Consider the following 412-nt stretch of genomic DNA (forward strand, 5'->3'; position numbering starts at 1 on the left):
TCATTGTGGTCAACAAGGATGACGCCGTTTACTTCGTTTGCGGCTGTTTCCACCAAACGCGGGCTTTCCTGCTTGAAATAATCAAGCGCGTATTGTGTTTCGCCGTTGACTTGTCCAAGGCGGACGGGCTCAGCATTGAAGCCGAGTTTATTTTTTAGATCAGCGTAGGCAATGGCAGAGCAAATGGTATCTGTGTCTGGGTTTTGATGTCCGAAAATAAGAATTTTTTCCATAATAACTCCTTGTCCTTTTTTGTAGTGTAAACAATCTTTTTATAGTTTAACACGTCTTGCGGAGGGTGTAATCTTCAAAACCTTAAAAATTGATGTGAAAAAGAAGCATTTTTGTTGAGCGGTGAGGAGGATTGCGAGTAAAATACTGGGTAAGTCAGATGCTAATCAGCATATAGTAT

The 412-nt window shown here is 41.0% G+C and carries 1 protein-coding gene; it reads right to left on the reverse strand.

Annotated features, from left to right (window positions below):
* The coding region (locus ACTD9P_RS30155) for a DHH family phosphoesterase (protein ID WP_438870505.1) at window positions 1-233 on the reverse strand (233 nt) is incomplete at its 3' end.
* Window positions 234-412: the final 179 nt, after the last annotated feature.

The sequence above is a fragment of the Pseudomonas onubensis genome (genome assembly GCF_965653655.1).
In the GTDB taxonomy this organism is placed as follows: Bacteria; Pseudomonadota; Gammaproteobacteria; order Pseudomonadales; family Pseudomonadaceae; genus Aquipseudomonas.